The organism is Clostridium gasigenes (assembly GCF_017348895.1).
Classification (GTDB): Bacteria; Bacillota; Clostridia; order Clostridiales; family Clostridiaceae; genus Clostridium; species Clostridium gasigenes.
Genome location: NZ_CP071376.1, coordinates 3,449,649 through 3,469,764, shown reverse-complemented (window position 1 = coordinate 3,469,764; position 20,116 = coordinate 3,449,649). Strand labels below are relative to the sequence as shown.

The 20,116-nt window shown below is 28.9% G+C and carries 17 protein-coding genes; 15 read left to right on the top strand and 2 right to left on the bottom strand.

Annotated elements, in window-relative coordinates; translation table 11 throughout:
* Positions 1-114 precede the first annotated feature (114 nt).
* The 5 genes from J1C67_RS16235 (at position 115) to J1C67_RS16215 (ending at position 5,132) form a co-directional block, all read left to right on the top strand.
* A complete protein-coding gene (locus J1C67_RS16235; protein ID WP_167865221.1) occupies positions 115-1,329 on the top strand; it encodes an MFS transporter in 1,215 nt (404 codons plus the stop codon).
* A gap of 77 nt (positions 1,330-1,406) precedes the next feature.
* Positions 1,407-2,630: an MFS transporter gene (locus J1C67_RS16230; protein ID WP_167865220.1), complete on the top strand. Its 1,224-nt coding sequence runs from the start codon at positions 1,407-1,409 to the stop codon at positions 2,628-2,630.
* 212 nt (positions 2,631-2,842) lie between these two features.
* Positions 2,843-3,487 (top strand): ABC transporter permease, encoded by a 645-nt coding sequence (locus J1C67_RS16225; RefSeq protein ID WP_167865219.1) that lies wholly within the window; start codon positions 2,843-2,845, stop codon positions 3,485-3,487.
* Entirely contained in the window at positions 3,484-4,377 is an 894-nt protein-coding gene (locus J1C67_RS16220) for a glycine betaine ABC transporter substrate-binding protein (protein ID WP_167865218.1), read from the top strand. The genes J1C67_RS16225 and J1C67_RS16220 overlap by 4 nt, the downstream gene beginning before the upstream one ends.
* A 23-nt stretch (positions 4,378-4,400) precedes the next feature.
* Positions 4,401-5,132 (top strand): ATP-binding cassette domain-containing protein, encoded by a 732-nt coding sequence (locus J1C67_RS16215; protein ID WP_167865217.1) that lies wholly within the window; start codon positions 4,401-4,403, stop codon positions 5,130-5,132.
* A 230-nt stretch (positions 5,133-5,362) separates the two neighbouring features.
* On the opposite strand, the gene J1C67_RS16210 is transcribed toward J1C67_RS16215, so the two are convergent.
* Positions 5,363-6,259, bottom strand: coding sequence for a Gfo/Idh/MocA family protein (locus J1C67_RS16210; protein ID WP_167865216.1), 897 nt, complete (start codon positions 6,257-6,259; stop codon positions 5,363-5,365).
* 684 nt (positions 6,260-6,943) lie between these two features.
* On the opposite strand from J1C67_RS16210, the gene J1C67_RS16205 reads away from it, so the two are divergent.
* The 5 genes from J1C67_RS16205 to hydA all read left to right on the top strand — a co-directional run bounded on the left by J1C67_RS16205 (position 6,944) and on the right by hydA (position 13,304).
* Positions 6,944-8,062, top strand: a complete 1,119-nt coding sequence (locus tag J1C67_RS16205; RefSeq protein WP_167865215.1) for an ROK family transcriptional regulator — start codon at positions 6,944-6,946, stop codon at positions 8,060-8,062.
* A gap of 196 nt (positions 8,063-8,258) precedes the next feature.
* Complete coding sequence (locus J1C67_RS16200; RefSeq protein WP_167865214.1) at positions 8,259-9,284, top strand: zinc-dependent alcohol dehydrogenase; 1,026 nt, start codon at positions 8,259-8,261, stop codon at positions 9,282-9,284.
* 94 nt (positions 9,285-9,378) lie between these two features.
* Complete coding sequence (locus tag J1C67_RS16195) at positions 9,379-10,773, top strand: MFS transporter (protein ID WP_167865213.1); 1,395 nt, start codon at positions 9,379-9,381, stop codon at positions 10,771-10,773.
* A complete protein-coding gene (locus J1C67_RS16190) occupies positions 10,766-11,722 on the top strand; it encodes a carbohydrate kinase family protein (protein ID WP_167865212.1) in 957 nt (318 codons plus the stop codon). The genes J1C67_RS16195 and J1C67_RS16190 overlap by 8 nt, the downstream gene beginning before the upstream one ends.
* A gap of 187 nt (positions 11,723-11,909) precedes the next feature.
* Positions 11,910-13,304, top strand: a complete 1,395-nt coding sequence (hydA, locus tag J1C67_RS16185; RefSeq protein WP_167865211.1) for a dihydropyrimidinase — start codon at positions 11,910-11,912, stop codon at positions 13,302-13,304.
* A 105-nt stretch (positions 13,305-13,409) separates the two neighbouring features.
* Here the strand turns inward: hydA and J1C67_RS16180 are convergent, their stop codons facing one another.
* Positions 13,410-14,360, bottom strand: coding sequence for a DMT family transporter (locus J1C67_RS16180; protein ID WP_167865210.1), 951 nt, complete (start codon positions 14,358-14,360; stop codon positions 13,410-13,412).
* A 225-nt stretch (positions 14,361-14,585) separates the two neighbouring features.
* Between J1C67_RS16180 and J1C67_RS16175 the strand changes: the two genes are divergently transcribed.
* The 5 genes from J1C67_RS16175 (at position 14,586) to J1C67_RS16155 (ending at position 20,113) form a co-directional block, all read left to right on the top strand.
* Positions 14,586-15,140: a helix-turn-helix domain-containing protein gene (locus J1C67_RS16175; protein WP_167865209.1), complete on the top strand. Its 555-nt coding sequence runs from the start codon at positions 14,586-14,588 to the stop codon at positions 15,138-15,140.
* Between the two features lie 211 nt (positions 15,141-15,351).
* Positions 15,352-16,578, top strand: coding sequence for a C40 family peptidase (locus tag J1C67_RS16170; RefSeq protein ID WP_167865208.1), 1,227 nt, complete (start codon positions 15,352-15,354; stop codon positions 16,576-16,578).
* A gap of 396 nt (positions 16,579-16,974) precedes the next feature.
* Positions 16,975-18,144, top strand: a complete 1,170-nt coding sequence (locus J1C67_RS16165; RefSeq protein ID WP_167865207.1) for an ABC transporter substrate-binding protein — start codon at positions 16,975-16,977, stop codon at positions 18,142-18,144.
* A gap of 16 nt (positions 18,145-18,160) precedes the next feature.
* The gene (locus J1C67_RS16160; protein WP_167865206.1) at positions 18,161-19,054 is read left to right on the top strand and encodes a branched-chain amino acid ABC transporter permease; all 894 of its coding nucleotides are present in this window, start codon (positions 18,161-18,163) and stop codon (positions 19,052-19,054) included.
* Between the two features lie 3 nt (positions 19,055-19,057).
* Positions 19,058-20,113: a branched-chain amino acid ABC transporter permease gene (locus tag J1C67_RS16155; RefSeq protein WP_167865205.1), complete on the top strand. Its 1,056-nt coding sequence runs from the start codon at positions 19,058-19,060 to the stop codon at positions 20,111-20,113.
* The last annotated feature ends 3 nt before the right edge of the window (positions 20,114-20,116 follow it).

The window sequence follows — 20,116 nt, the reverse complement described above, 5'->3', positions numbered from 1 at the left end:
AGAGCTTTAGGATAAGTATAAATATAAAATAAATAATATGAAATTTCTTAGAATAGACTAAAATGAATAATGATTTTATGAAAAGTTATTCTATTAATATTATAGGAGATAAAGATGATTGTTAAAGATAATGTATTATTTGGAGAGGGAGAGTTACGCCAATTTTGTATTTATAGATTTATTTTTGGAATAAGTTATAGTCTTATGATTCCTATAATACCGCTTTTCTTTGATTCTATGGGAATTACTACTGTAATGATCGGGACAATAATGTCTTTATATGGGGTAAGTAAAACTTTAATTCAAATACCTTTTGGTATTGTATCGGATACTATAGGAGATAAATTAACTATAATGATAGCATTATTATTAATGAGTTTTGTTCCTTTTGCCTACACTTTAGCAAGTAATAGTTTATTAATTAGTAGTATATGCATATTACAGGGGGCAATTCTTGGGATGGCGGCTCCAGCAACTTTTTCAATTTTATCAAGATCCTTAGATGGAGAAAAGAGAGGACAAAGTACAGGGCTAGCATCGGCAGTTTTTACAATTGGTGGTGGCATTGGAGCGGCTATTAGTGGATTAATTGTAGCAAAACTTGGAAACTATAATATGGTATTTTACATATCTTCAATTGGAATATTTATTACATTAATATATGTTACTTTACAAATAAGAAAATCAAACTTAATTTATGTTAAAGAAAAATTTAATAGTCGCAGAAATAAAAGTAGACGGAAAGAAATATTTGAGGAAATAAAAAAATATAACCTTAAATATAAGATTATAGTATTAGGTACTATTGCATTTTTGGGTGATTTTATATATGGATGTGTTGTAGCACTTTTTCATTTTTATGGAAAAGATGTTTTAGGTACATCTACAGTATATACATCTGCAATGATATCAATTTATTTGATGATTTTTGGATTAGGAGCACCTGTTGCTGGCTTTGTAAGTGATAAAATAGGGAATAAAAAACAATTATTTATTTCTTTTGGTGTTATGAATATTACATTACTAGGATTAGCTTTTACAAGAAATATAGCTTATTTTACAATTATAATAATTATATATTTTTTAGGAGCTACTTTCCTAAATGCATCACTACAAAGTTCACTTTCAGAATTTGGTGATAACCATAAAATTAAAGGTATCGTATTTGGGTTTGTTGGTGCATCTGAATCCTTGGGATATGCACTTGGACCAATGATTTCAGCGTATATATACAGGATAAATAAATCATGGTTATTTCTAGGTTTATTAGTAGTTTCAATTTTAGTTTCAGTTATTTATTTGTTTCTCCATAAAAAAGCTCGTATATAATAAATTCTTAGTATAAAAAGACTAAGAATAGTAAAATACTAAAATGAAGTAAGAGTTCAATATTATAGGAGTTAACTATGAATATTAAAAATAGTGTTTTATTTAAGAAAAAAGAACTATTACATTTTTGTATTTCACGTTTTTCTTTTGGTATTAGTTATAGTTTTATCATACCTATAATTCCTCTGTTCTTTAATTCTATAGGACTTAGCACTATGAATATAGGTATAGTAATGTCTTTATATGGAGTAAGTAAAGCCTTGTGTCAAATGCCTTTTGGTTTGGTAGCTGATGCAATAGGAGATAAGTTAATGTTAATAATAGCTTTAGCTTTAATGGTTTTTGTACCTTTTGCATATACTTTTGCAAGTGGTAAAATATTGGCAAGTGGTATATATATCATGCAAGGAGCCATACTTGGAATGGCAGCGCCTGCTACATTTTCAATTTTATCAAGATCATTAGATGAGAAAAAAAGAGGCGAATGTACAGGGTTTGCCTCAGCAGTTTTTACCCTTGGTGGTGGAATAGGGGCAGCGATAGGTGGCTTTATTGTAGCAAAATTTAATAATTATAATATGGTATTTTACATATCATCAGTTGGAATTTTGTTAACTTTAATATTTGTAACTTTAAAGATAAAGAAAGTTGATGTTAAGACTAAAAAAAATAAAAATATAAAGCTTAAGAATAAAGATAAAAGTAAAATGAAAGTAATAATTGCAGATATAAAAAAATATAAACTTGGATGTAAGATTATTATGTTAGGAGCTATTGCATTACTTGGAGATTTTATATATGGTTGCATAGTATCAATTTTTCCCTTTTACGGACAAGAGGTATTAGGAGGAACAGCTTGGTACACTTCTGCAATAATAGCTGTGTATTTATTTGTATTTGGTCTTTTTGCCCCTTTAGGTGGATGGGTAAGTGATAAGATAGGAAATAAAAAGCAATTATTTATTTCATTTATTGTTATGAATTTAGCATTACTGGGATTATCCTTTGTAAGAGGAATAATAATATTTACAATAATTATTGTAGTGTATTTCTTAGGAGCTACTTTCTTAAATGCATCACTTCAAAGTTTGCTTTTGGAGTTTGGAGAAAATGATAATATAAAAGGAATTGTATTTGGATTTGTAGGAGCTGCTGAAGCATCTGGATATGCACTTGGGCCTATAGTTTCAGCATATATATACCATTTAAATAAGGAATGGCTATTTATTGGATTATTAATAGTTTCAATTTTAGTCTCAATTATTTATTTGTTATTATGTAAAAAATCTTATATAGAATAAGGTAGTGGAAAGAATATTACTAGTTATTTTTTGAAGCTTCCTAAGGTACTGATTAATATTATAGAAGAATAGGATATAGATTCTCTAAAAGTAATTTTAGGGAATTTTTTTCTTTTTTAAAGAATAATATAGTAAGGAAGGATTTATTAAGATTAATCGTAGTGATAATTAATATAAAAGGTAATATATAATCAAGAAAATTGGAGGTTTAAATGATTAAAGAAGTATTTCAGTTGTATATTGATAGGTGGGATTTTTTCTTAAAACTAATAATTGAACATTTAAAAATTGCAGGATTTTCTATATTAATAGCAGCAATAATTGGGTTAGTTTTGGGAGTTTTAATTAGTGAATTTAAAAAGACATCTACCTTTATTCTTGGTATAACAAATTTTATTTATACAATTCCATCAATATCGCTTCTTGGATTTTTAATTCCTTTTTCAGGGATTGGAAATACAACAGCAGTAATAACACTTACAATTTATGCACTTTTACCAATGGTTAGAAATACATATACAGGGATAGAAAATATTGATTCTTCAATAATTGAAGCTGCTAAAGGAATGGGAAGTACATCTTTTGAAATATTATATAAAATTAAACTTCCTCTAGCTACTACAGTGATCTTGTCAGGACTTAGAAATATGGTAGTTATGACAATTGCACTTGCAGGCATTGCTTCTTTTATTGGAGCAGGTGGGCTAGGGGTTGCTATTTATAGAGGAATAACTACTAATAATTCAATTATGACAATTGCAGGAAGTTTATTAATAGCGTTACTAGCATTAGCAGCTGATTTTATTATTGGAAGTGTAGAAAAAATAATTAAGAGGAAATGGAGGTTAATACAATGAAAAATTATAAAAAAATTTCAATACTTATATTATTTACTTTGATAATTTCTTTTGTAGGATGTTCAAAGAAAAAAGAAACTATTAAAATAGCCACTAAGCCAATGACTGAACAATTTATTTTAGGAGAAATGTTGTCATTACTTATTGAGGAAAATACTAACATAAATGTTGAAATAACTAAGGGAGTGGGGGGTGGAACAAGTAATATTCATCCAGCTATTGTAAAAGGTGATTTTGACCTTTACCCAGAATATACAGGCACTGGTTGGAGTTTTGTGCTAAAAGAAGAGGGAATTCCGGATGATGAAACGTTATATAAAGGTCTTAGAGAAAAATATGAAAGTAAGTACAATTTAAAGTGGGTTGGATTATATGGATTTAATAATACTTATGGATTAGTAATAAGAAAGGATCTTGCAGAAAAGTACAATATAAAGACTTATTCTGATCTTGCAGCATACTCCTCTGAGCTTACATTTGGAGCTGAATATGATTTTTATGAAAGGGAAGATGGATTTAATGGATTATGTGCTAAATATGGATTAAAGTTTAAAAAATCATCAGATATGGATATTGGACTTAAGTATAAAGCTATAAATTCTAAGGAAATAGATGTAATGAATATATTTACAACAGATGGACAACTTGCAACTTCTGATATTGTAGTTCTTAAAGATGATAAAAACTTCTACCAAACATATTATTGTGGAACAGTTGTCAGTGAAGAGGTTCTTAAAAAATACCCAGAACTAGAATCAATTTTAATGAAAATGGAAAATATTTTAACTGACAAAGAAATGGCTAAGTTAAATAATAAAGTAGAAGCTGATGGGATTGATGAAAAAGTAGTTGCAAAAGAATTTCTAGTAAGTAAGGGATTATTAAAATAATAATATCAGAGGGAGAAATATAGATGGAAAAGCAAGGGGTTATAAAACTAGAAGGTGTTTCTAAGGGATATGGTAATAATCTAATATTAAATGAATTTAACTTAAATATAAATAAAGGTGAGTTTTTAACTATAATAGGTAGTTCAGGTTGCGGTAAGACAACTGTACTAAAACTTATTAATGGATTACTTACACCCGATAGTGGCAAAGTTCATGTAAATGGAGAAGATATATCAGTGGTGAATCAAATTCAATTAAGGAGAAAAATTGGGTATGTTATTCAAGGGGTTGGATTATTTCCACATATGAATATAAGAAAAAATATATCTTATGTACCTAATTTAACAAAGAAGGATGATAAAAGTAAAATAGCGGCTAAGGCTTTAAAGCTAATAAAAGTTGTTGGTTTAAGTGAAGATATGCTAGATCGTTATCCAAGTGAACTATCAGGTGGCCAGCGTCAAAGAGTTGGGCTTGCAAGAGCGTTAGCTTCCACTCCAGATATATTGCTTATGGATGAACCTTTTGGGGCAGTTGATGAAATAACAAGAAAGCTATTACAAGAAGAAATACTACGTATTTATAAGGAACTTAATGTTACAATTGTATTTATTACTCATGATATTAAAGAAGCGTTAAAACTTGGAACTAGAGTACTTGTAATGGATAAGGGACAGATAATACAAGTTGGAGCTCCAAATGAAATAATGGAAAATCCTAAAACAGATTTTGTAAGAGAATTAATTGGGGCATAATGATAAATAAGAAACAGTCTTTGTATAGAAAAATATTAGATCTAATGGCTTTTACAAGATTTTTAAGCTATTATTTATATAGCAGTTACAGTAAAAACAGTAACTCATTCGAAGTTATTGTTTTTACTGTGATTTTTTCTAATATTTCAGTATCTGAGATAAAATGCATAAATTCCATTGTCTCTCTGGAAACTGCTGGGAGCCGTAAGCACCCCAGTGAAAGGGGATTTCTATAACAACTCTAATATTTCCTCACATAATTTATGACTCTTAATAGCATCTTCTAATGAGTCATATGAAATAGTTCCAGAAGCTACTTCCTCTATAAAGCTTTCAATTATAGAAGTGAATCCTCTTTTATAAAGAGTGTTTTCCCAATCACCAAAGTCTTTAACTGTAGTAAGATTGTTTTCATAAAAGGTAGTTTGAGTAAGACTTTTAACTACAGCTTTTTTGCCAGAAACCATTATTTCTATATTTTCTTCATTAGTTCCATTATCTCTATTCATAATGGCAATAGCAGTGGTAGTAGAATTAGAAAGTGTAACCACAATATTCTTTAGCTTTTTGTCATCCTTTAGTGCGTCTACTCTTATATTTTTATAATCATTGCCCATTAAAAATCTTACAGTATCCAAAACATGAATAAAATCATCATATAGAAATACCCTTGGATTTAGTGAAGCTGAGACTCTATTTTTTTGCATAATGATAATATCTGCATGACCCATATTCTTTAGGTCATGAATCATTGGTGCATTTCGTCTATTGAACCCAACTTTTAAAATTCTATTATTTTTCTTTGCAATGGAAAGCAATTCAAGGCTCTCATCTAAATTATAGCTTAGAGGTTTGTCTACATAGACGTGAATTCCGTTTTCTAAAAGGGTTTTGCAAAGGGAGAAGTGTGTTTTTGTTGAACTATGAACAAAGGCACAATCAATGTTTTTTTTGATTAGCTCATCTACTGTAGATACAGCTTCTTTAATTCTATATTTCTTACTAATTTCTTTCCTAGTATTCTCATTACGAGTACATAAAACTAGTTCTAAATCTTCTATATCAGTTATAATTGGCAGATATGCTTTTTTACAAATGTTACCTATTCCTATTATTCCAACTCTCATAGTATCCTCCTAGTAGTAAATTATTTGTATACTTATATAATAACATAATTTAAAAAAGAATCTAGAAGAGTATATATATCAAGACTTTTTTCCTTTAAGAATACAAGTTAAATGGTAGAGTGGAGCTAAAAGATACAAAGGTTAATAAGACGTTGAATCGTTTTGACTTAATTTAACATAATATAGATGGCTTAACTAGAGATTACCTATTCTTACAAAAATGAAAGGTAGATGTAAGCTAAATGAATATGATATTTTAATAATTTTAAATATCATGTTGTTAGAATAAATAATAGGAATTAGTTTAGTAATATTGATGACAGTGAAAATGTAAAATTAATAACTTTTACAACATCAAAAGTATTAAAGTTAGATAAATATTTAATGGTACGCGTATCAAGTAAAAAGACAAAAAGTTACGAAGAAGTTGAAATAGACAAATTGCCTGAGAAAGTGAAAGAAATTTATAAAATAGGATAAGATCTAACTTGAGGATATGGGGGAAGTTGGGCAGAATATACTATAGATATAAAACTTGATTTATTTTTTAATATACAGTAAAATTCGTTTAATTATAAACGATACAAGACCACCTGGTAAAATAATAAAGCTTTTGTGTTGTAAATTTCATAAATTTGTTATAAGATTCTTTTATAAAACATTTAATGAAAGTAGGAAGTTTATATGAATAAACTAAGTAATAATGAGAAAAAAAGAATTAATAAGGTGAAAATAGCAAAATTCATTTTACATAAAGGTGAGACATCTAAGCCCGAGATTGCTAGTATTTTAGGAATTAGTATGCCAACGGTTTTGCAGAATATAAAAGAATTAATTGCTGATGAAATAGTTGAAGAGGTTGGAGAATATCAATCTACAGGTGGAAGAAAAGCAAAGGCACTATCTATTGTAGAGAAAGTGAAATATTCTGTTGGAATTGATATAACAGTTAATCATATTAGCTATGTAATGATTGATTTAAAAGGTAAAATGATTTTTAAAAATAGAATAAGAAAAATTTTCAATAATACACGTGATTATTATGAATTTTTAGCTAATAACTTAGAATTATTTGTTAGAGAATCTGAAGTAAGTGATAGCAAAATATTAGGAGTAGGTATTTCATTACCTGGTATCATTGATAAATCTAATAAAATGGTAATTAAATCTCATATACTAAATATGAGCAATGTGAGTCTGAAAAATATTAGTGAATTGATTAAGTATGACGTATGTTTTGAAAATGATGCCAATAGTGCAGCTATGGCTGAATTAAATTATTTAAATAGGAACGCAATTTATTTATCTCTTAGTAATACAGTTGGGGGATCTATCTATATTAGTAATGAAATATATTTAGGAGATAATTATCGAAGTGCAGAATTTGGTCATATAATAATTAATCCAGAAGGAGAAAAATGTTACTGCGGAAAAAATGGATGTGTTGATACATATTGTTCAGCTAATGTGTTATCAAAATATACAGATTATAGCCTAGAAGAATTTTTTAAAAAGCTAGAATTAAAAGATGAAAAAATAGTAGAGGTTTGGGAAAAATATTTAGATTATCTAGCAATTACAGTTACGAACCTTAGGATGTCATTTGATTGTGATATTGTATTAGGTGGTTATGTAGGAGGGTATTTAAGTAAACATATTACAGAATTAAATAGAAAAGTATTAAAATATAACAAATTTGAAAACAATACTACTTATTTAAAGACATGTAAATTTGAAACAGAAACTTCTGCAATAGGAATAGCAATGAATTTTATAGAGCAATACTTTGAAAATTTAAATTAATAGTTAGAAAGACTTTTGTGAATGTAATCACAAGAGTCTTTTTTAATTTAAGGCACAATCAAATAAATACTAAAAAATCATAAAGTTATTATTGACAAATAAAAGGCTATGAGTGATAATGTAATTACTTTAATAAAACGTTTAATGAAAGTAATTAATAAACATCAATAAATCAAAGTGGAAAGGGGAAATTTATATGTTACAACAAGTTATGACTGCTCCAGGAGTTATTGAATTTAATGAAGTAGCAGTGCCAAAATTAAAAGAAAATCAAGTATTAGTAAAAATTATGAAAATAGGAATATGTGGATCAGATATTCATGTTTACAATGGAGAACATCCATTTACATCTTATCCTGTTACACAAGGACATGAAGTTTCAGGTGAAATATCAGAAATTGGAGTAGGGATTACAGAGCTTAAAATAGGTCAAAAAGTTACTATTCAACCACAAGTTGTATGTGGTGAATGTTATCCATGTCGACATGGAAAGTATAATCTTTGTGAAGATTTAAAGGTAATGGGATTTCAAACAACAGGTGTTGCCTCACATTATTTTGCAGTGAATGCAGCAAAAGTTACACCATTGCCAGATAATATGAATTTTGATGATGGAGCTATGATTGAACCATTAGCAGTTGCAGTACATGCAGTGAAAAAAGCTGGTGATGTATCAGGACTTAAAATAGTTGTATTAGGAGCTGGTCCTATTGGAAATCTTGTAGCACAAACAGCTAAGGGCATGGGAGCAGAAAGTGTAATGGTTACAGATGTAAGTGACTTGCGTTTAGAAAAATCAAAAGAATGTGGTGTTGAACATTGCATTAATACTAAGAAAATTGATTTAGGAGAAGCAATTATAAATGCTTTTGGACCAGATAAAGCAGATATTATTTATGATTGTGCAGGAAATAATATTACTATGGGTCAAGCTATTAAATATGCCAGAAAAGGAAGCACAATTATTTTAGTAGCTGTATTTGCAGGAATGGCTACAGTTGATTTAGCAGTTGCAAATGATCATGAATTAGATATAAAGAGTACTATGATGTATCGTAATGAGGATTATATAGATGCAATAAATCTAGTAAATAAAGAAAAGGTACAACTTATGCCTCTAGTTTCAAAACATTTTGAATTTGAGGATTATTTAGAAGCATACAAGTTTATTGACGCAAATAAAGAAACTACAATGAAAGTTATTATAAATGTACAAGAGTAGGAATAGTAGTTTCCTATGTACTATATGTAAAGGTTTTAACAATGTTAAAGTTGATTTTAGTTAAATATTTTGAGTAAAATAGGGAGGTATTAAAGTGGAGAATAAGGAAACAAATATTAAGGTACCTTTGATTAGTAAAATTGCATATGGTATGGGCGATGTTGGTTGCAATTTTAGTTGGATGTTTGTGGGTAACTTTTTAATGATATTTTATACAGATGTTTTTGGTATTAGTATGGGAGCTGTTGCAGGGTTAATGTTGTTTTCAAGGTTTTGGGATGCAATTAATGATCCAATTGTTGGTGCACTCACTGATAGAACAAATACAAAATGGGGCCGTTATAGGCCATGGTTACTTATAGCAGCACCACTTACAGCAATTATGCTTGTAATGACATTTTGGGCGCATCCTAACTGGTCAGATACAGCAAAAATTATTTATATGAGTACTACTTATTGTATATTAGTTCTTGGATATACATGCGTAAATATTCCTTATGGAACACTTTGTGGAGTTATGACTCAAGATATTGAAGAGCGAGCTAAAATTAATACTTCACGCTCTGTTAGTGCTATGATTGCTATTAGTGTTATTAACATTATAACAATCCCTTTGATGGGACAACTTGGTAGAGGTAATGAAAAAAGAGGCTATTTATTAATAGCTATAATATATGGTGGAATATTTGCACTGTGCCATATTTTTTGTTTTGCGAAGACTAAGGAAGTAGTCACAATTCCTAAAAAAGAAAAAATAGCAATTAAACTTCAATTGAAAACGATAACGCAAAATAAGCCTTATTTATTAGCTATTATAGGTCAATTTCTATTTGGATTTACCTTATATGGAAGAAATGCAGGTACCCTTTATTATTTTAAATATGTAGAAGGAAATGAAAGATTCTTTTCAACTTATTCAATGGCTATAATGATACCTGCTATTATTGGGGCCGCAGCATTTCAAATATTGTTTAAATGGACACATAATAAGGGAAGATCAGCTTCTATTCTAGCATTTGGGACAGGCATTAGTATGTTATCATTATATCTATTTAGTCCTGTTACCTCACCAACTGCTTTTTATATTGTCTCTGGGGTAACACAATTTTTATTTGCAGGATTTAACACAGCAATTTATGCAATTATTCCAGATTGTGTTGAATATGGTGAATGGAAGACCGGGATTAGAAATGATGGATTTCAATATGCGATTATTTCATTAGCAAACAAAGTTGGTATGGCAATTGGTACTGCTCTATTAGCAGCAGCTCTTAGTGGAAATGGATATGTAGCGAATATTGGGCAAAATAGCAAAGTATTAGGAGTTATGAAACATTCCTTTACAACTATTCCAGGGGTTGTGTGGATTATAACTGGTGTAGTATTATTATTCTATAATTTAAATAAAAAATCTTACAATAAAATAGTAGATGAAATTAAACAAAGAAAGATAAAAGATATGGGGAAGGGAGAGGAAAAACATGTATGATGTAGTTGCTTTAGGGGAGTTATTAATAGATTTCACTCCGAGCGGGAAAAGTGGTCAAAATAATAGTTTGTTTGAAGCAAATCCAGGAGGAGCACCCTGTAATGTGCTTTCGATGCTTTCGAAATGTAAAAAATCAACTGCATTTATAGGGAAAGTTGGAGATGATATATTTGGACATTTGTTAAAAGAAACTATTGGTGAATTAGGAATTGATAGTAGGGGACTTAAAATGTCTAGTGAAGTAAATACTACATTAGCTTTTGTTCAAATTGATGAAACTGGAGATAGAAATTTTGCATTCTATAGAAATCCTGGCGCTGATATGAAATTGACAGAAGGGGAAGTAGATGAATCTATAATAAAAGATACTAAAATATTTCATTTTGGTACGTTGTCAATGACACATGATGACGTTAGAAAAGCTACTAAAAAAGCAATTTCTATTGCAAAGGAAAATAGAATATTAATTTCTTTTGATCCAAATCTAAGAGAACCTCTTTGGAGAAATATGGAGGATGCTATTGAGCAAATGAAATTTGGATGCTCAGTTTGTGATATATTGAAAATTGAAGATAAAGAATTAGAAATTATTACTGGATATGAAAAAATTGATGATGGAGTAAAATCATTACAAGAACAATACGATATAAATCTTATAATGGTTACATCAGGGGCTTATGGAAGTAGAGCATATAGTAAAGATATGATGGTATTTAAGAAAGCATTTATTACTGATAAAACAGTAGATACAACTGGTGCAGGAGATACTTTCTGCGGAGCATGTTTATCTTATATTCTTGATAATGGATTAAAGAATCTTAATGAAGAAAAGTTAGGTAAAATGTTAACTTTTTCGAATGCAGCTGCATCTATTGTTACTACTCGAAAGGGAGCAATTAAATCTATGCCAGAAATTGAAGAAGTAGAGGAATATATCAAATCTTTTTAGTGGAGAAGAATTGTAAAGAGGATGCCTTTAATAAAGAGGCATCTTCTTTTATTTTGAAAGTTTATTGGATCATTACTATTTTTATATGATAATTCATATGTTTTAGATTTGCTAATAAGTATGATAATATATAAGTAGTAAAGAAAAGTAAATAATATAGAAATGATAATAAGACGGAGGGATAAGAATGTCTTTATTAATAAAAAATGGAACTGTAGTAACAGCTAGTGATATTTATAAAGGAGATATTTACATTGAAGATGGTGTTATAAAAGAAATTGGTATAAATATTATAAAAGATGCAGATGAAATAATAGATGCAAAAAATAAATATATAATTCCTGGGGGAGTAGATGTTCATACTCATTTAGATTTAGATGTAGGAATTGCTGTTGTAAATGATGATTTCTATACTGGTACAGTAGCAGCAGCTTGTGGGGGAACTACGACTATAATAGATCATATGGGTTTTGGACCTAAAGGCTGTAACTTGAAACATCAAGTTGAGGTTTATCATGGACATGCAGAGGGTAAATCTGTAATTGACTATAGCTTTCATGGGGTTATTCAACATGTAAACGATGATATCCTAGATGAGATGGAGGAGATAGTTGAAGATGAAGGAATATCTAGCTTCAAGCTTTATTTAACATATGATTATATGATTGATGATGAAAACGTATTGAGAGTATTAAATAAACTAAAAGACTTAAAAGGAATTACAACTGTTCATTGTGAAAACCATGGAAGTATAAAAATATTAAGGGAAGAGTATGTTAAAAGTGGATTAAAAAGTCCTATGTATCATCCTTTAAGTAGACCAGTTGAAAGTGAAGGAGAAGCTGTAAATAGAATGATAAATCTTGCAGCAATAGCTAAAGAGGCACCTCTTTATATAGTTCATTTATCATCAGCTTTAGGATTAGACTATATAAAGATGGCGAGAGAAAGAGGCCAAAAAGTATATTCAGAAACTTGTCCACAATATCTAATATTAGATGAAAGTAAATATAGTTTACCAAATAATGAGGGATTGAAATATATAATAAGTCCTCCATTAAGAGAAAAGAAAAATGGAGAAGCATTGTGGACGGGAATTAATGAAGGATATATACAAACAATAGCAACAGACCATTGTCCATTTGCTTTTAATAAAGAGAAACAAATGGGAAAAGATGATTTTACTAAGTGTCCAAATGGAGCACCAGGAATAGAAGAGCGGATTTCTCTTATTTTTTCAGAAGGGGTTATGAAAAATAGAATAAGTATAAATAAATTTGTAGATGTATGTTGCACAAAACCAGCTAAAATCTTTGGATTATATCCAAAGAAGGGAACTATACAAGTTGGGTCAGATGCAGATATAGTTATAATTGATCCAGATAAAGAAGTTACTATAACGAACTCTAAATTACATTCTAATGTAGATTATTCTGCATATGAAGGAATAAAAGTGAAGGGTTATCCTATATTAACTATTTCACGTGGTGAAATAATAGTTAGGGATAATAAATTTGTAGGGAAAAAGGGACGAGGTAAATTTATTAAAAGAGGAAAATCGGATTGGGATAATATATTGTAACTAAGTTATACAATTTAAAATGATGATAAATTTAAGAAATGTAGAAAGGAGATTTGGTATTAATAATAAACCAAATCTCTTTTATTTTGTGGAAGTTATTTTTAATTACTTGTATAAGGGTGTAATGCTATTTAAAATCATTCCAATAACTACGAGCATTAGTCCTATTAGTCCTATTAGTCCTATAGTTGTTGGGATTTTATCATGAAATATAAATACGCCTCCTAAAAGTGTAAATATTACCTCACCAGCTTGTGTTGATTCTATTACCGCTAACTTATTTATATCATTCCTTACTATATCAGTTGCTTTAAAAAATAGTATTGTAGCAATAATTCCTGAGAAAACTGCAACTATTAAAGACTGAATTATTTGGCCTTTACTTGGTAAACCAACAGTTAATACTCCAGAGATAGATATAATTATCCAAAAAGGCATACTACATAGTGTCATACCAAATACTCTTTGAAATGTATTAAATCTATTATCACAAATTTCCATCATTTTTCGATTGCCAAGTGGATAAGCAAATGAAGCTAAAACAACAGGTACAATACCTAAAAGTGTTTCTAAAAAAGATATATTTGTTGCTTCTTCAAACTGCATTGAAAATATACCTAATAAAATTATTGAAGACATTAGTAGAGATTTCTTAGGGATTTTATTTCTTGTTTTACATAATCCATTTTTAGTTTCAATATTTTTTGAAAATAATGGAGACATAAGTGCACCTGCAACTATAGTTATTTGCCAAGTCCCAGCAACTAACCATGAGGAACTATATACTGAAGCAAAACTTAAAGGAGCATAAAATAATCCAAAGCCTATTGTACTCCAAGTAATCCATTGAATAGGTCTTTTTACTATATCATTCAATACATCTAATAATTCATTTTTTATAATCATAATAATAAATAGAATAGGTAACATAAAAATATATCTTAGTGATGAACTCCAAAGCCAACTACCACCAGAAACATTCATTTGCTGATTAAGTATAAAGGTAAATGAAAAAAAGAATGAGGCTATTATTCCTAGTATAAATGCTTTTGTCATTATAAAACTCCTTGTATTTAAAATTATTTTTATAAAGAAAACAAAATCTGTATGTTATATTATACATATGTATGTTATATAGCACAATATGTAATTTACAGAAATAATAAATTAGTATAAAATAATTATATGATATAGAATGCAAAATCTATAAAAGATTATTAATAGTATGTGAATATAAAATTTAAATAAGATTAGGAATATAATTATATAAGGAGTTAAATAATGAAAAATTTAAATTTAATTATAGGTAATAAATTAAAAAGTATACGTAATGAAAGAAATTTAAGTTTAGATGAAGTGGCTAAGTTGACTGGTGTTAGCAAGGCAATGTTAGGGCAAATAGAAAGAGCACAATCAAATCCAACAGTGTCTACACTATGGAAAATTTCAACTGGATTAAAAGTATCCTTTTCATTTTTTGTTGATGAAAATCAAGATGATTTGAAAGTAATATATCAGAATGATATTAATCCAATAATAGAAGAAAATAATAAAATGAAGTTATATCCAATATTTCCATTTGATTCAAATAAAGGTTTTGAAATATTTACTATAGAGTTAGGACCAGGTTGTAACCATATATCTACTCCCCATAATGATGGAGTTGAAGAGTATATTATAGTTACTGAAGGTGAAATTGAGATAACTATAAATGATAAAAAGTTTATACTACAAAAAGGTAATTCTATTAGATTTATGGCTAATAAGCCACATTCATATAAAAATATAAATCAAGATATTTCAGTATTCCAAAATATAATATTTTATTTTAAATAAACTAAAAGATGGCAAGCATATTTTCAAGACTGAGGATATCTATTTCAATGATACTAAAATTATTGAAATAGATATCCTTTTTATTATTATCCTTAAAAAATAATATATTTACAAAAATATACATTAAAGCTATAATAAGGTGTAAACGTATAGTGGGTGGAAGTAATTATATTAATTAAATAAAAATAGGGAATTGTAGAGAGGTATAGCTATGGGGAGAAGAAGTAGAGGAAAAGCTTTTATATCAACAGCAATTATAGTAGTTATAATATTAAATACAAGTATGTCTGTACTTGCAACACCTAATGAGGAAGTAATTGAAAATCAAAAGAAATATACTGTATTAACTGAAACTATTGATAAAACACAAGGAGAAGTATATAGGCTTAATACAGAAATAGAAAAACTTACTGAAGTTATAAAAAAGAACGTAGAAGAGTTAAAAGTAATTTCTAATGAAGTGGAAGTTTCTAAAAAAGAAATGAAATATAGAGAAGATGAAATAAAAAAGCAAGAGGATATGTTAGCTAAAAGGATAAGAGAACTTTATAAATCGGGAGGTCAAAATAATTTAATATTGGTTTTATTAAAGTCAGAAGGAATTACAGATTTAATTTCTAAAGTTTATACTGTTGGTAAAATAGTTGATTTAGATAAAAAAATAGTAAATGAGCTTAATGATAATCAAGAAAAATTAGAAAAAAGTGTAAAGGAATCAGAGAAAAAAATTAGTGATAGTGCTACTGTAACGGAAAGTAATAAAAAAGCACTAGAAGAATTAGAAAATAAAAAGAAGGAACAGGTATTACTAATATCTAAAATATTATTAGAGAAAAGTAAATTTGATACTGAATATTTAGCTGTAAGTGAAATAAAAATAATAGAACCCCAATTAAAAATTCTAAAAGAGTCTAATTCATTAGAAGAATTACATGGTGCCATAGTACAACTAATAAATATTAGAGATAAACAATTAAAAAGTTTAAATTCAATAGAGCAAATTAATAAAAGTATTATTGAAGTTACAAAAAGAGTTAGTGGGTTAGAACAATATTTAAAAGATAAAGGAACAAATTTAAATTCTGGAGTGTTATCAGGAAGTTTAATAGTTAGCTATGCATATCAATTTTTAGGAAAACCATATGTAGTTGCTGGTAATGGCCCTGATGAGTTTGATTGTTCAGGTTTTACAAGATATGTGTACAACAATACTGTTGGTATAGATATTACAAGAACCACATATACACAAATTAAACAAGGAAAATCTATATCATTAAGTGAATTGCAATTAGGTGATTTAGTATTTATGTATGGGGTTGATCATGTAGGAATATATGTTGGCGGGGGATGTTATATACATGCACCACAACCAGGAGAAACTATTAAAGTATCTCAAATTACATCTTTTACAGAAGGTAGAAGAATTAGTTTTAATTAGATAAGATTAGATTAACAAATGGCTGACTTCGACTTTTTAAGGATATCTATTAATGGTACTAAAACCATTTAAATAGATATCCTTTTTTTTTATCCTTAAAAATAACAGCATTTTAAAAAAAAATATAAATACACATGTCCTTCACACGTTGACAGAATGAACTTTATAATATAATATATCCGTATAGTAGTATTATCAATAAAAAATGTTTTTTATTGATATATTACTAACTAAGTAGGTAGTATATTAAATATTTTTTAAAAAAACATTAATTATTTTAAAATACATATAAAATGAAAAGATACATATTATTACAACGTTATACACAAAAACGCATTTTTAGATTAAATATTTTTTAATTGGGTAAAATTAAATTAACATAGGAGGACTATTTTTATGAAAAGAAAAATTTCTTTGTTTTTGGTACTAGTTATATCAACTTCTTTAGCAATGGTAGGTTGTAGTTCTAAATCTGATTCAAAAGCCAGAGTGGATACCGATTTGGTGAAAATCGGAGTATTTGAACCAATGACAGGTGCTAATTCGGCTGGAGGTCAGCTGGAAGTGGAAGGAGTAAAACTTGCAAATAGACTTTATCCAACTGTTCTTGGTAAAAAGGTAGAATTAGTTTTTGTAGATAATAAGTCTGATAAAGTTGAAGCCGCCAATGCAGCTTCAAACCTTGTAGAAAAAGAAAAGGTTAATGCTATTATAGGAAGCTCGGGAAGTGGAAATTCTATGGCTGCAGGCGATATTGTTATGGAAGCTAAGGTTCCAGTAGTAGGGGCTACTTGTACAAACCCTCTAGTAACTGTAGGAAATGATTATTACTTTAGAGTTTGCTTCATAGATCCTTTTCAAGGGACTGTTATGGCAAAGTATGCCGCTGAAAAATTAAAAGCTAAGAGGGTAGCACTTCTTCAAGAAGTTTCTAGTGACTATTCTGTGGGTATATGCAAATTCTTTACTGATGCCTTTGAAAAGATTACAGGAAATAAAAATGCTATTGTAGCTAAATCTAACTACAATACAGGCGACCAAGATTTCACAGCTCAGCTTACAAATATAAACAGCAAAAATCCAGATGTAATATTTGCTCCGGGTAACGTTTCAGAAGGAGCCTTAATAATAAAACAAGCAAGACAACTTGGTATAACAACTCCTATTATAGGAGGCGATACTTGGGAAACACCAGAATTTATAGATATAGGTCAAGAAGCAGTAGAAGGTACAGTTTTTTCAACTTTCTTTGCTAGTGAAATTACTATAACTGAAGAATCAAAGACCTTTCTTGATGAATATAGAAAAGAATATAAAAAGGAGCCTTCATCAGCTACAGCTTTAGCTTATGATGCTTACTTAGTAATATTAGATGCAATAAAAAGAGCTAACTCTACAGATCCAGTGAAGATAAGAGATGAAATCGCAAAAACTAAAAACTTTCATGGTGCGGCGGGGATGATTACCATAGATGAAAATAATAATGCCGTAAAAGATGCAGTTTTAAAGATAGTTAAAGATGGTAAATTTACTTATCTTGATACTATAAAACCAGAAGAAAAATAAATTAGGTGGTGAAGATATGACTTTAATTACATTCATGCAACATTTAACAAATGGAATTTCACTAGGAAGTTTATATGCTCTTATAGCTATAGGTTATACGATGGTATACGGAATATTAAAACTTATAAACTTTGCTCATGGAGATATTTTTATGATGGCGGCTTACTTCGCATTTTTCGGAGTAACTACATTCAATCTTCCTTGGTACTTTGCTTTTATAATAGCGATAGCAATAACCGCAGTTATTGGAATGACAATTGAATTTACATCGTACAGACCACTTAGAAATGCACCAAAAATTTCTATCTTAATTTCGGCTATTGGTGTTTCCTTCTTACTTGAAAATTTAGCAGTTGTTTTATTTGGAGGAAGGCCAAAAGCATTTCCAACTCCAAAAATATTTACAGATGTAGTGGTTATAGGTGGGGTTTCTATTCAAAATCTTACTTTTATAATTCCTATAGTAACAGTAATATTATTATTTGCTCTATTACATTTAGTTAATAAGACAAACGTTGGTATGGCTATGAGAGCAGTGTCTAAAGATGTTGAAATAGCAAGCCTTATGGGTATAAAGGTAAATAGAATAATCTCTTTTACTTTTGCCATAGGATCAATGCTAGCAGCTGTAGGTGCGATTATGTGGTCTAGTAAATATCCGCAAATAGTTCCTCTTATGGGAATGATTCCTGGGTTGAAATGCTTTATAGCTGCGGTTATAGGCGGTATAGGTGATATCAAAGGAGCCGTTATCGGAGGTTTTATTCTGGGTATAGGGGAAATTATGTTAGTTGCTTTTCTTCCAACATTAACTGGATATAGAGATGCGTTTGCTTTCGTACTTTTAATAGTAATATTATTATTCAAACCCACAGGAATAATGGGCAAAAATCTAACAGAGAAGGTGTAAAATATGAAAGAGAAAAATAAAATTTTTAATATAGTTCTTATTGCAATTATATTCCTAATCTTAATAGCTGCAAATAATAGCTTAGATTCTTACAAAATTAGAATTTTAAATTTATGTGCAATATATATAGTTCTTGGACTTAGTATGAATTTAATAAATGGATTCACCGGTTTATTTTCATTAGGACATGCTGGGTTTATAGCAATAGGTGCCTATACATCAGCACTTCTTACTATGTCAGAAAAAGTTAAAAATCAGAATTTTTTTATGGAACCTTTAATGGCTCCATTAAATCATATATCAATGCCATTTCTTCCATCATTAATTTTAGCAGGACTTGTTTCTGCAGGAATAGCATTTTTAATAGCTGCGCCTGCTTTAAGACTTAAAGGAGATTACTTAGCTATTGCTACTCTAGGTTTTGCAGAAATTATAAGAATAGTTCTTAATAATGCTCAGACACTAACTAATGGTGCTTTAGGACTAAGAGGTATTCCACATAAAACTAATTTATATTGGACTTTTGGAATAGCAATTGTAACTATAATAATTCTTGTTTCACTTATAAATAGTTCTTACGGAAGAGCTTTAAAAGCCATAAGAGAAGATGAAATTGCAGCTCAAAGTATGGGTATAAATCTTTTTAAACATAAAACTATAGCTTTTATTACAGGTGCTTTCTTTGCAGGTGTAGGTGGTGGGCTTTTAGGAAATTTAATTGGTACTATAGACCCTAATATGTTTAAATTCGTTTTTACTTTCAATATACTTCTTATAATAGTTATTGGAGGTATGGGAAGTGTTACTGGTACAGTAATTTCAGCTTTTTTTGTAACAATTTTAGGCGAGGTTTTAAGATTTTTAGATATGGAAAAGCAATTTGGTATTGGATTTTTAAGTTTCAAAGGTGTACCAGGACTTAGAATGGTTGTTTTTTCAGTTTTACTTATGATTATAGTATTGTTCTTTAGAAATGGACTTATGGGAACAAAAGAACTTACCTGGAAATCAATAGCTAAAATTTTCAATAAAAACTCTCTAGAAAAAGGGGTGGAATAAGGA